The sequence below is a fragment of the Cohnella zeiphila genome (genome assembly GCF_014212055.1).
Classification (GTDB): domain Bacteria; phylum Bacillota; class Bacilli; order Paenibacillales; family Paenibacillaceae; genus Cohnella; species Cohnella zeiphila.
Genome location: NZ_JACJVO010000018.1, coordinates 17,409 through 30,199 on the forward strand (window position 1 = coordinate 17,409; position 12,791 = coordinate 30,199).

The following is a 12,791-nucleotide window of genomic DNA, read 5'->3' on the forward strand; positions in this document are numbered from 1 at the left end:
CTACGCCCCTCGCGAAGCACCGTTAGCCGATTTTTTCGGCTATCGGCATCCTCTACGCCCCTCGCGAAGCACCGTTAGCCGATTTTTTCGGCTATCGACACCTTCTCGGCCCGTTGCCCGGCCTCGTTAGCCGATTTTCTCGGCTATCGGCACCTTATCGGCCCCTTGTCCGGCCTCGATAGCCGTTTTTCTCGGCTAATTAACGTCCCTTGGGCGCGTTTTGCGGTTCCGGAATGCCGACTGCTCCGGCGGCCGCCCAGAACAATTGTCTAGCCCGATCCGTCACCTCAAATCCGTGACTCCTTCGCTCGCTGCCTCCCACCTTGGAGAGGAGCCCTTTGCCCACCAGTCGATGTACAACCAAACGACTGACATCCGCCCCCAGCTTCAGCCAGTTTCTCACATCTCCGATCCGAAAAAATTCCGTACGGAACATCCCCAAACGCAGCACTTCCCGCTCGTATACATCCAGTTCCATCAAACTCGTCTCCTCCGCCCTTCCTTGCCTCCCCAGCAACTCATAAAGAGAGCGCCGGCAAGCCTCGGGCTTCTTATCCAACTCGTCCCACGAAAAAGGAATGTATTTATATCCGTAAAGCGCAAAGGTCCGAATCCTCATTCTTTCGAAGGAGAATCGATCCCGCGTGATGCTTTCCGCATGGGATACGAAGCCTTCGCTTTCGAAGACGATTCCATGCGCGGACAGAAACGTGTCGACGAAGATGCGCATGCCTGAAGAAGCCACTAACTCATGCTCCAAAATCAGCTGCTGCGACGTGCCTAGAACCGGGATAAGCACCGTCTCCAACATTTTGCGCGTGCCCGACAAATCCTTGCCGAGCATTTCCAGCCTCTGCCCCGTTGCAGTGCGTTTCTGCTGCTCCAAAAAACCTTCAAAGCTCCAACTCATGTCTTATTCCTCCTTTTTAAGATCTTATTAGTCGAGCTTGCACTCGGCTGGATTGAAGACGGCGAAGTCGCCTAGCCCGACGGGTGACCAACGAAGCGCAGGAAGACCAGTAGGCTCTGCCGGGTCAATCTCTTCCAGATAGAAAAAGCCGCCTGCTCCCCGAGAGGGAGAAAGCGGCATGTGCTTCATGCGCGTTTAAATGATGTTGGTGCGGTCTTCCGCCGCAAGAGTCCGCTCGCAGACGAATACTTCGCGCGAGCACTTCCCGGCAGCGCAGATTACTTGACCAACTGCCCGCGGGTGACGCCGAGCTGGTTGGTCGCCTTCAGCTTGCGCCACACTTCGCCGCCGCCGATCCGGCCGTCCATGGCCGCGCGATAAAGCGCGAGCACTTCCAGCACTTTGCTCCCGGTCTCTTCCAGGAACTCGACCCGGTAGGAAGGGACGCCCAGCTCCATGAAATGAGAGAGATATTCCGCGCCGGACTGCTCGATCGCGTTGTAGACCGTGTTGCGGCAGCCTTCGTCGACGCGGACCGGATGGGACATGCCGATGCGGTCCTGCAAAGACGCGCGGTGCTGCTCGCAAGGACGGCCGCAGTTCGTAAAGTCGGTGCCTTCGCTCAGGAACGTGCAGTAGACGCAATGCTCGGTATGGAACATCGGCATGTGCTGGTGAATGACCAGCTCCAGCCGGGACGTATCCGACAGGGCCAGCATATCGACCATCTGCTGAATGTTCAGGTCGTACGACGGCGTCAGCCAGTCGGCGCCCGCCTCCCGGAACAGTTCGATCGTCTTATGGTTGGAGACGTTCAGCGAGAAGTCGCCGATCAGCGCCGGGTGCTTCTCACCCGGCTTCTCCGCCCGCTCCCGCAAATAATAGTACAGCGCGCCCGTATTGCGCACGAGCACCGCGTCCGGCTTCAGGTTCAGAATGTTGCGATGGTAGCCGTTCTCGCCCGGCATGTGGATGCGCGGGGTCGCCAGCGCGATCGGCTTGCCCGCTTCCCGGCAGATCGCGATAGCGTCCGGGAACTGCTTGATGAACTCGAAGTCGGCGTAGATCATCGACACGTCGGTCGTCACGGCCGCCTGCACCTGCTCCAGCGTGCGGCAAAGCGCCGTCAGCTTTGGCTCCGTCACGGGCTTAGCCGCTCGCCCCGCCGATGGAACAAGCCCGGCGCGCACGTTCCGCGTATAGCGCGGCGGCTGTTCGCGCAGCCGTTCGAGCTGCTCCGCCGCCTCGCGGCGAATCCGGTTCAGCTCGCTCTTCGGCACAATGACGTCGCCTTCCAGCGCCACGGTCAGCTGCTCCAGGTAATACAGCGTTCCGCCGAGCCGTCCGAGCTGCTCTTCCAGCACTTCCCGTCCGAGCGGACGCTTCTCCGCGTGCTCCAGCGGCATCTCGGAAGATACGACAACCGTAAGGCCGCGTCCGACGTCGGTCCAGATCGTACGCAGAGGAGCACCTTCGCGCCCCTCGACCGTCACCGCGGCCGGGAACGTCCGGTACGGCTTCTCGGTCTCGAACGTGCTTCTCAGCCGCTTGTCCAGCGCCGGGTCGCTCGTCTTCCAGATCCGGTCGCCTTCATGCACCCGGCTCAAGTCGACGTCGCTGCGGCCCATCACGATCTCGATGCGCTCGCCTTCCGGCGCCTCTCCCTCGAGCTTCGCGCCGCTTTTGCGCACGTCGTACACCCGGCCGCCCTCTTCCTTCTTCGTCGGGTCGCCGGCGTCGAACACCAGGCCGTCGCCGCGTTTGAGCGGCGCCTCGATCGTGCAGACGATGCCGCCCGGCAGAATCTTCTCGACGCGTCCGAGATAAACCCCGCGGCTCTTCGGGAACGTGCCGTCCACGAGCTTCTTGTTGTTCGTCCCTTCGAGGAAGCCGTGCGTGAACCCGCGCGAGAAGCTCTGCTGCAGCTCGCGAATCTCTTCCTTCGACGGTGCGGTCTCGTCACCGTCAAACACCTTGTCGATGGCGCGGCGATACTTGCTTACGACGTTGGCGACGTACTCCGGGCTCTTCAGCCGCCCTTCGATCTTAAACGACGTGACGCCGGCCTCGATCAGCTCCGGCATCAGGTCGATCGCCGCCAAATCTTTCGGCGACAGCAGGTACGCGATGTCGCCCATCGGCTTGCGCTCGCCGTCGACCATCAGATCGTACGGCAGGCGGCAAGCCTGCGCGCATTCGCCGCGGTTGGCCGAGCGGCCGCCCCACACTTCGGACGTCAGGCATTGTCCGGAGTAGGAGACGCACAGCGCGCCGTGCACGAATACCTCCATCGGCAGCTTCGCCTGCTCGCCGATCTTGCGAATCTGCTTCAGGTTATTTTCCCGGCCGAGCACGACCCGTTCCAACCCGAACGGCTTCGTGAATTCGACCGCCTCCGGCGACGTGATCGTCATCTGCGTGGAACCGTGGATCGGGAAGTCCGGCGATATCTCGCGGATCATTTTCACCAATCCCAAATCCTGCACGATGACCGCGTCCACCCCCGCCTCGATGCACGCATCCACCAGCTCGCGCGCTTCCCGGAGCTCATCCTCGAATACGAGAATGTTGAAGGTCAGAAATCCCTTCACTCCGTACCGGCGCAAAAATCTCATGATCTCCGGCAACTCTTCCATCTTGAAATTGTTCGCGCGGGCGCGCGCGTTGAACTTCTCCACGCCGAAAAAGATCGCGTCCGCTCCGTTCGCCACCGCCGCCCGCATACACTCCCAATCGCCCGCGGGCGCCAGAAGCTCGATATCTTCACGCCGGATTCCGGCCAGGTTCGTCATTTCGATGAAACCTCCATCCTGTCAACTGCCCCTAGTATACCAAACCGTGCCGGACGGGGCCAAAGAAAACAATTGGGCACGCGTCTTCCTTGAATCTTCCCGCGCAAATGAAAAGCGACCCTGCCGGACGATGAATCGCCGGCAAGGCCGCTTATGTAGATCGGGTCGGAGTCTTCGGCCGAATTACCAGCCGCTGACCATTTTCACGTCGGCAACCAAGAAGATGACGAGCGCGACCAGGGTGAAGCCGAGGGCGAAAATGTTTTTCTTGTCCCTCGAGACCAGCAGACGGAAAAATCCGATCGCGATGACGACCGTAAAGATGACCATGAAAACATCGAACGGAGTGAACAGACTCGTGGAACCCTCCGCCGCGTTGTCTGCCAAGAACATGGGGGGCGACCTCCTTTTGTTCATAAGTTTCCCATTATCCTATATGTTATATTCCGGAAGGCTTGGGCGCAAGCCCGAACTTTGCGCCGTAACAACTTTGTCACACGCTTTCATTATTAATTTGGGATTAATTCGATTCCAATAGGCTGCCCGACAAGACCGGCGCCTATGTAAACTCTTGACAAGCGAGTGCCGCCTTCCTATCGTGGAGATATTATCCAGGAGGGAATGATGTCCATGAGGGAGCGTCCGGATTCGAACGAGTTTTCGGAATTTTATAAAGGATATATCGTACTCGTGCCGAAAGAAGAGGATCTGCTCGAGATTTTGCGGCGTCAAGGAGAGGATATGGAGAGCTTCCTTTCCTCGCTGACCGAGGAGCAAGCCGACTTCCGTTACGCGGAAGGCAAGTGGAGCTTGCGCGAAGTGATCGGCCACGTCGCCGACAACGAGCGGATCATGAGCTACCGGCTGCTGCGGATCGCGCGCGGCGACGCCACGCCGCTTCCCGGCTATAATCAGGACGTTCTCATGGCGGGCGCTCCTTTCGCCCGGATGTCCCTGGCCGATATCGCCGCCGATTATGCGGCCGTGCGCCGCTCCACGCTGAGCTTGCTGCAGGCTCTGCCGGACGAAGCATGGCTGCGAACGGGTTCTGCCAACAACAGCCCGCTGTCCGCAAGGGCGATCGCCTGCGTCATCATCGGCCACGAGCTGCATCACCGCAACATCATCCGGGAGCGTTACTTGCCGAAATAAGCGAAAAGGGAACGGCCGGTCCGGCAGCAGCGCCCGCCTTTCATTGAGCCGTTTACCTGTCCGGACGGCTGTTCCAACCACCTTACGTTTCCCAGATCTCCTCTTTCGCCGCGGTCTCCCCCGCCTCCGGTTCCGCCCCGCATATGCCGTAAAAAAACAAATGCACCGCTTCCTCCAAGAATTTTTCGGGATCGCCGCTTTTCTGCATCAAGTCGAGGCTGGCCTGCATCTGATTGTACATGATGCCGATGTACGTCATAATCGTCTGCGTCGATACTTTGGCCGATATTTCTCCCCTCCGTCTGCCTTCTTCGATAAACCGCTCCATGAACGGAAGGATTCGGCTGCGGTACATTTCGTCGACTTCCCTGGCGATTTCCGAGTCGTCGATGACCAGCTGCTTGACCATCTCCGGCGAGAACGCCCTGTACATCAGCTTATCGTATTGAAGGGCATAAGAGATAACCTCCTTCATCGACGGTCCGCTGCCGATGAACTCCTCGAAATCCCGGACGGATCGGCCCACGTAATCCCGGAACGTCTCGCGTATCAAGCCTTCCTTGCTGCCGAAGTAGTTGTAGATCGTCACCTGGGACACGCCCGCCTCCGCGGCGATGTCGGCAATGCGGATCTTCTTCGGCTCCCACGTCTGAAGCATCCGGAATACGGTGCTCTTGATCTTCTCCTTGATCCGTTCGGCCCTCTTCTCGAAACCGTTCATGCGTCGCTCTCCTGCCTGAGTTTAATTGATGAAATTATAACATAAATATATTTCACAACCTATTGACGGGAGCTTCGGGCGGACGTATGATCATTTCATGAAATTCGCTAACGTTTTGATTTCATTAATTTCATTCAAATGGAGGCCTTGGCTATGTTGAGCGTCGAAGGGTTGACCAAGCGGTTTCCGGGCGGAAAAGGAATCGAGGACGTCACGTTTGCGGTTCGCCGAGGAGAAGTGTTCGGTTTTCTGGGGCCGAACGGTGCCGGCAAGTCGACGACGATTCGTCATATCATGGGCTTCATGAAGCCGGATCGGGGAAAGGTGACGCTGCTCGGCTTCGACACCTGGAAGGAGGGCGCGTTCCGGAAGCGGGTCGGGTATTTGCCGGGCGAGATCGCCTTTCTCGAAGGGATGAACGGCATCGGCTTCCTCGAATTCCTCGCCCGAATGCAAGGCGTGGACAGCTCGGCCAAGCGCGCCCGGCTGATCGAGCGGCTGCAGTTCGACGCGCGCACGCCGATTCGCAAGATGTCCAAAGGAATGAAGCAGAAGGTCGGCATCGTGGCCGCCTTTATGCACGATCCCGAGTTGATCGTGCTGGATGAGCCGACGTCGGGACTCGATCCGCTGATGCAGCGGACGTTCATCGAGCTCGTGTTGGAGGAGAAAGCCCGCGGCACGACGTTCCTGATGTCGTCGCACAGCTTTCCGGAGATCGAGCGGACGTGCGACCGGGCGGCCATCATCAAGGACGGCCGGATCGTCGCGGTCCGCGATATCGGAGAGCTGCAGTCGATGCAGCGCAAACGGATCGACCTTACGTTCGAGCGGCCGGAAGACGCCGACCGGTTCGCCCGCAGCGAGGGGCTGCAGGTGGAAGCCCGCGACGGGAACCGCGTCTCCGTGTCGGTGTCCGGTTCGATGAGCGAGCTGATCCGGGCGGCCGCCTCCTGCTCCGCGCTCAGCCTGGATCCGGCCGCGCAAAGCCTGGAAGACGTCTTCATGCATTTCTACGACCGCAAGGGGGAGATCCGATGAACGCGCCTCTGCTGAATCAAATGTTGAAGGTTCATTCCCGCTCGTTCGGCAATTACACCTTCGGTTCCGCCTTTTACATCCTGCTGATGTTCTGGCTTTATCCCAGCATCGCCGACAATTCGAAGGCGCTGAACGACCTGTTGGCCGCTTTTCCGGAAGGCGTGGCGCAAGCTTTCGGCTTCCAAGGCGGCTTCGGAAGCATGGAGGCGTTCATCTCCGGCGAATATTACGGGCTGCTGCTGCCGCTGATCCTGTCCATCTTCACCGTGCTGTTGTCGACGCAGCTGATGGCCCGGCTGATCGACCAAGGCTCGATGGCCTATCTGCTGTCGACTCCCGCCACTCGCGCGAAGGTAGCCTCCGCCCAGGCCCTCGTGCTGGTGTTGGGCCTGCTCATCATCATGGCCGTCACGACGGCGGCGGGCTTCGCCGGGCACGAGTGGATCATCGGCGACCGCTATCCGTTCGACGCCTCCCGCTTCCTCCGCATGAATGCGGTCGCCTGGACGCTGTTCGTCGCCGTCGGCGGCTTGTCCTTCCTGATCTCCGCTGCGTCCAACGACGAGAAGCGGGCGCTCGGCCTCTCCGGCGCGGTCGTCTTCGGCATGTACGGTCTCGATCTCATCGGCAAGATCGGCGACAGCGTGGAGTGGCTGCGCTATGTCTCCGCCTTCGCGCTCTACCGCCCCAGCGAACTGGCCGGCGGGGAAGGCCACGCGGCGCTGTCCGCAACGATTCTGCTGCTGATCGGGTTGGCGGGCTTCGCCGCCGGCATTCTGATCTTCCGGAAGCGGGATCTTCCGCTGTAAGAGCTTCACTCCTGGCGCCGGCTATTCTGCCGGCGCTTTTCTGAGTTTTTTCTATCAATCCGATTCGGCAGCAAAAATTCATGGTATAACAGTGTTACCGGCCATCCTCTCCGCCGTGGGGCTTCTCCGGGAGCATGCGACGAGGATTGTTTGAGCTGCCGCTTGCGGGGCGCGTCTCAACTTTTTGTCGACTTCCGCCGTCTATTCCGTAACAAGGTTTTCAGAAGGAAGGCCATCATTCCACATCATCTATGAGGGAGTGCCGACTCGTGAAAAAATCCGCATCGTTGAAACTGCTGACCGTCGCCGCCGCCGGAACCTGCCTGCTCGCCGCATCGCCGCTCGTGTCCGCCGCCGCGGGCCTTCCGAGCGCCACGGTCGCTCCGGCTTCCTCGCAGACGGCGCAAAGCGCCGTTACGGTCACTTCCAAAGAAGTGAACGACAAGAACGATCTGTACTCGGCCAAACTGCAAATTCCGGTACTCTCCGGCATGCAGGACTCCATCTATCAGACGAAACTCAACGAGCAGTTGGAGAGTCAGGCCATGAGCGTGCTGGACGATCTGAAAAAAACGGCGGCCGCCGATCAGGAAGCTTCCAAAACGGGCGGCTACGAGTTTCGCCCTTATGAGATGGAGATCACGTATGCCGTCAAATCGGACGGCAGCGGCCAGAACGGGACGTTCTCGCTGGTCGTCTCGACTTATACGTATACCGGAGGCGCCCATGGCTCCACCGTCGAGGATACGTACAACGTGCAGAATGCCGCGGCAGCTTCTCCGCTGACGCTGAAGCAATTGTTGGGGAGCGACTACCTGAAGCTCGCGAACGCCGCGGTGGCCGCCGAATTGAAGGCCAACCCGGACCGCTACTATCCGCAAGACGGAAGCGATGCGTTTAAGAGCATCGCGGACGATCAAAGCTTTTTCGTCAGCCAGGGAACCGTCTATCTCGTCTTTCAGCAATACGAGATCGGCCCTTACGCGTCCGGCATCGTCGAGATCCCGGTCCAACCCGCGTCCGTGTCGGCGCAGCCGCCGAAGAAGCAATCTCTTACGCTGGCGCCGGCCGCGGCGAACAAAGCAGGCGACGCCCATTACTTCGTCGATGCGAAGGGACACGTCATGGTCCCGCTGCGGACCGTCGCTTCCAGCTTCGGCTATAAAGTATCCTGGAACAATGCGACCAAGGCGGCTCAGGTTAGTTCGGATCAAATTACGGCATCCGTCCCGCTCGGCAAAAACAGCTACGCCTTGACCGGAAAAACGCCGATTCCCTTAACCGCCGCGTCCGTCAGCATCAGCGGAACGATCTATGTCCCGGACGACTTTTTCTCCCAAATGCTGGGCTTGAACGTGACCGAGAGCCCGACCGGAGGCAATCTGACGATTCACAACTAAAGGAACGCCGACATGCCGAAAAGGCCGAGACGCCGAACCGTTCCCCACGGTCAGCCGTCTCGGCCTTTCTTTGCTCGCTTGGGATTATTCGAGCACGATCGCTCCGCCGGCGGTTCCGACGACGACGGCCGAGGTCATGCCGACGAACAGGCCGTTCTCGACGACGCCCGGAATGCGGTTCAGCCGAACCGACAGCTGCTCCGGATCGTCGATGGTGCCGAAGCGGCAGTCGGCGATCCAGTTGCCGTTGTCCGTCACATAGGGCCGGTCTCCGTCCATCCGCACGGCCGGATTGCCGTCCAGCGCCTTCAACGCGTTCAGCGTCAACCGCGAGCCGAACGGCACGATCTCGACCGGCAGCGGGAACGCCCCCAGGGTCCGCACCCGCTTCGATTCGTCGACGATGACGACGAACCGGTCGCTGCTCGCGGCCAGCACTTTCTCCCGGAGAAGCGCCCCTCCCCCGCCTTTGATCAAGTTCAGCCGGTCATCCGCCTCATCCGCCCCGTCGATCGTAAGATCGAAGCGGTCGATCTCATCGAGGGATACAAGCGGAATGCCGTGTTCGCGGGCCAACTGCTCCGAACGGATCGAGCTGGCCGCCGCGCGAACGGTCAGCCCCTCACGCACCCGCTCGGCGATGCGAAGAATCGCCCAGTAGGCGGTAGAGCCCGTCCCCAAGCCGATCGTCATTCCGTCTTCGACCCATTCGACCGCCTTCTCGGCGGCGATTTTTTTCAGATTCGGTTCCATGGCGTTTCGCTCCGTTCCCTGCTCGTATTATCAGAAAGTATACTACCATTCGGTCCGAAAAGGTAGCCAAGCGAGAAGCCGGCAAACCTCATCTGCCGGTCTTTCCTCTTCGCTTACCTATGAAAAAGGCGATTCCCCGGACGGATATCCGATTCGCTCGGAAATATCCCCCCGGAAAACCGCCTGATTCGGAATCCGCCGTCTCCGCGTTTCCCGTTACGCCTTCGCCAAAGCCGCTTCCGTACGGGCTCGGTCCCGCTCCAGCACTGGCCCCAGATACTTGCCCGTGTAGGACTTCTCGTTGGCCGCCAGCTGCTCCGGCGTACCGACGCCGACGAGCGTGCCTCCGCCGTTGCCGCCTTCCGGCCCGAGATCGATCAAGTAGTCCGCCGTCTTGATTACGTCGAGGTTATGCTCGATAACAAGCACCGTCTCTCCGGAATCGACCAACCGCTGAAGCACCTGCAGCAGACGGTCGATATCGTCCGCGTGAAGACCGGTCGTCGGCTCGTCCAGAATGTAAAGCGTCTTGCCCGTGCTGCGCCGGTACAGCTCGGCCGCCAGCTTGACGCGCTGCGCTTCGCCTCCGGACATCGTCGTCGACGGCTGGCCGAGCGTCATGTAGCCGAGACCGACGTCCAGCAGCGTCTGCAGCTTGCGGTGAATGCGCGGAATGTTCTGGAAGAACTCGGTCGCATTCTCGATCGTCATCTCCAGCACTTCCGCGATGCTCTTGCCCTTATACTTCACTTCCAGCGTTTCGCGGTTGTAACGCTTGCCCTTGCACACTTCGCAAGGAACGTAGACGTCCGGCAGGAAGTGCATCTCGATCTTGATGATGCCGTCGCCTTTGCAAGCTTCGCAGCGGCCGCCCTTCACGTTGAAGCTGAAGCGTCCCTTCTTGTAGCCGCGCACCTTCGATTCGTTCGTCATCGCGTATACGTCGCGAATGTCGTCGAACAGGCCGGTGTACGTCGCCGGATTGGAGCGCGGCGTCCGCCCGATCGGCGACTGGTCGATGTCGATCACTTTCTCGAGATTGTCCAGCCCGACGATCTCTTTATGCTCTCCCGGCCGCGTCTTCGCCTTGTTCAAATCGCGGGCGAGCGTCTTGTACAGAATCTCGTTGACGAGCGTCGACTTGCCCGATCCGGACACGCCGGTCACCGCGGTAAAAACGCCCAGCGGAAACTTCACGCTCAGGTTCTTCAGGTTGTTCTCCTTGGCGCCCTTCACTTCGAGCCACTTGCCGTTCGGCTTGCGGCGCTCCAGCGGCACCGGGATGAACTTCCTGCCGCTCAGGTAAGCGCCCGTCAAAGAATTCTCGTCTGCCATCACTTCCTGCGGCGTCCCTTGCGCGATGACCGTACCGCCGTGAATGCCTGCGCCCGGCCCGATATCGATCAGATAGTCGGCTGCCATCATCGTGTCCTCGTCATGCTCGACGACGATCAGCGTGTTGCCGAGATCGCGCATGTGGCTCAGCGTCGCGATCAACCGGTCGTTGTCGCGCTGGTGCAGGCCGATGCTGGGCTCGTCGAGAATGTACAGCACACCCATCAAGCTGGAGCCGATCTGCGTCGCCAGCCGGATGCGCTGCGCTTCTCCGCCGGACAGCGTGCCGGCCGCCCGCGACAGCGTCAAATATTCGAGGCCGACGTTGACGAGGAAGCCGAGCCGGCTCGTAATCTCCCTCTGGATGAGGTGCGAGATTTGCAGTTCCTTCTCCGTCAGTTCAAGCCCGGCGAAAAACTTCTGCGCTTCCCCGATGGAAAGCGACGTGACGTACGAAATGTTCTGTCCTCCGACCGTCACGGCCAGCACGTCCCGCTTCAGGCGATGGCCTTTGCAGGAAGCGCATGGCTTCGCGCTCATGTACGCTTCGATGAACTCGCGGATGCCTTCGGAAGCCGTGTCTCGGTATCTTCGCTCGAGATTGTTGACGATGCCCTCGAACGGAACCATCGCGTCGCGGGTGTGGCCGAACTCGTTCTCGTAGCGGAACCGGACCCGCTCTCCGCCCGTGCCGTTCATCAGCACGTTCATCTGCTTGTCGGACAACTCGGACACCGGAACGTTCGTCGGAATGCCGTAATGGGTGCAGACCGCCGCCAAAAACTGCGGATAGTAGTTGGACGTTCCGCCCGCCCACGCCTCGAACGCCCCGTCGTCGATACTGATGCTACGGTCCGGCACGAGCAGGTCGGGGTCGACGACCATTTTTACTCCGAGGCCGTCGCATTCCGGGCAAGCGCCGAAAGGCGAGTTGAACGAGAACATGCGGGGCGCCAGTTCTTCCATCGAGAAGCCGCAGATCGGGCACGCCAGATTGGAATTGAACAGCAGCTCTTCCTTGTCGATAATGTCGACGATGACCCGCCCGCCGGACAGCTTCAAAGCCGTCTCCAAGGAATCGGCCAGCCGGGTGGCGACGTCCTCCTTCACGACGATCCGGTCGACGACGACTTCGATCGAATGCTTCTTGTTCTTCTCCAGCTCGATCTTCTCCGCCAGGTCGCGGATTTCCCCGTTCACCCGCACGCGGACGAATCCCTGCTTCTGCACGTCGGCCAGCAGCTTGCTGTGCTCGCCTTTGCGTCCGGACACGATCGGCGCCAAAATCTGCAGACGGGTGCGCTCCGGATATTCCATAATGCGGTCGACCATCTGCTCGACCGTCTGCGACGTGATCTCCACGCCGTGGTCGGGACAATGCGGATGCCCGACGCGCGCGAACATGAGCCGCAAGTAGTCGTAAATCTCCGTCACCGTGCCGACGGTCGAGCGCGGGTTGCGGCTCGTCGTCTTCTGGTCGATGGAGATGGCCGGGGACAACCCGTCGATGGAGTCGACGTCCGGTTTGTCCATCTGGCCAAGGAACTGGCGCGCGTAAGCCGACAGCGACTCCACGTAGCGCCGCTGGCCTTCCGCGTAGATCGTGTCGAACGCCAGCGACGACTTGCCCGAGCCGCTCAGGCCGGTCAGCACGACGAACTTGTCGCGCGGGATCGTAACGTCGATATTTTTAAGATTATGGGCGCGGGCGCCCTTGATGACGATATTCTCGTTGGCCAACGGGATAGCCCCTTTCGTGACGGTCACTGCGGGGCTTGCTTCATCGCTGCCGCCGGTTTCCGTTCCATAAGAATATGTGTTCCCATCTATTATAGCGAAGCCTTTATTAGGTTGCAAATGGAAATCGTTCGGCGATAT

The 12,791-nt window shown here is 60.1% G+C and carries 10 protein-coding genes; 4 read left to right on the forward strand and 6 right to left on the reverse strand.

Annotation, left to right across the window (positions count from 1 at the left end):
* Nucleotides 1–199: 199 nt before the first annotated feature.
* From H7C18_RS14770 to H7C18_RS14780, 3 genes are all read right to left on the reverse strand, one after another.
* The gene (locus tag H7C18_RS14770) at nucleotides 200–910 is read right to left on the reverse strand and encodes a hypothetical protein (protein WP_185129855.1); all 711 of its coding nucleotides are present in this window, start codon (nucleotides 908–910) and stop codon (nucleotides 200–202) included.
* Nucleotides 911–1,188: 278 nt separating this feature from the next.
* Nucleotides 1,189–3,702, reverse strand: a complete 2,514-nt coding sequence (locus tag H7C18_RS14775; RefSeq protein WP_185129856.1) for a U32 family peptidase — start codon at nucleotides 3,700–3,702, stop codon at nucleotides 1,189–1,191.
* Nucleotides 3,703–3,885: 183 nt separating this feature from the next.
* Entirely contained in the window at nucleotides 3,886–4,095 is a 210-nt protein-coding gene (locus H7C18_RS14780) for a hypothetical protein (protein ID WP_185129857.1), read from the reverse strand.
* Between the two features lie 237 nt (nucleotides 4,096–4,332).
* Between H7C18_RS14780 and H7C18_RS14785 the strand changes: the two genes are divergently transcribed.
* Nucleotides 4,333–4,854, forward strand: a complete 522-nt coding sequence (locus tag H7C18_RS14785; RefSeq protein ID WP_185129858.1) for a DinB family protein — start codon at nucleotides 4,333–4,335, stop codon at nucleotides 4,852–4,854.
* A gap of 82 nt (nucleotides 4,855–4,936) precedes the next feature.
* Here H7C18_RS14785 and H7C18_RS14790 read toward each other — a convergent pair whose 3' ends face one another.
* Nucleotides 4,937–5,575, reverse strand: coding sequence for a TetR/AcrR family transcriptional regulator (locus H7C18_RS14790; RefSeq protein WP_185129859.1), 639 nt, complete (start codon nucleotides 5,573–5,575; stop codon nucleotides 4,937–4,939).
* 153 nt (nucleotides 5,576–5,728) lie between these two features.
* On the opposite strand from H7C18_RS14790, the gene H7C18_RS14795 reads away from it, so the two are divergent.
* From H7C18_RS14795 to H7C18_RS14805, 3 genes are all read left to right on the forward strand, one after another.
* A complete protein-coding gene (locus tag H7C18_RS14795) occupies nucleotides 5,729–6,616 on the forward strand; it encodes an ABC transporter ATP-binding protein (RefSeq protein WP_185129860.1) in 888 nt (295 codons plus the stop codon).
* Nucleotides 6,613–7,425, forward strand: coding sequence for an ABC transporter permease subunit (locus H7C18_RS14800; RefSeq protein ID WP_185129861.1), 813 nt, complete (start codon nucleotides 6,613–6,615; stop codon nucleotides 7,423–7,425). The genes H7C18_RS14795 and H7C18_RS14800 overlap by 4 nt, the downstream gene beginning before the upstream one ends.
* A gap of 269 nt (nucleotides 7,426–7,694) precedes the next feature.
* Nucleotides 7,695–8,825: a PdaC/SigV domain-containing protein gene (locus tag H7C18_RS14805; RefSeq protein WP_185129862.1), complete on the forward strand. Its 1,131-nt coding sequence runs from the start codon at nucleotides 7,695–7,697 to the stop codon at nucleotides 8,823–8,825.
* A gap of 84 nt (nucleotides 8,826–8,909) precedes the next feature.
* On the opposite strand, the gene rpiA is transcribed toward H7C18_RS14805, so the two are convergent.
* Nucleotides 8,910–9,578 carry a ribose-5-phosphate isomerase RpiA gene (gene rpiA / locus H7C18_RS14810; protein ID WP_185129863.1) on the reverse strand — a complete coding sequence of 223 codons (669 nt, stop codon included), beginning with the start codon at nucleotides 9,576–9,578 and terminating at the stop codon, nucleotides 8,910–8,912.
* 216 nt (nucleotides 9,579–9,794) lie between these two features.
* Complete coding sequence (uvrA, locus tag H7C18_RS14815; RefSeq protein ID WP_185129864.1) at nucleotides 9,795–12,653, reverse strand: excinuclease ABC subunit UvrA; 2,859 nt, start codon at nucleotides 12,651–12,653, stop codon at nucleotides 9,795–9,797.
* Nucleotides 12,654–12,791 lie beyond the last annotated feature (138 nt).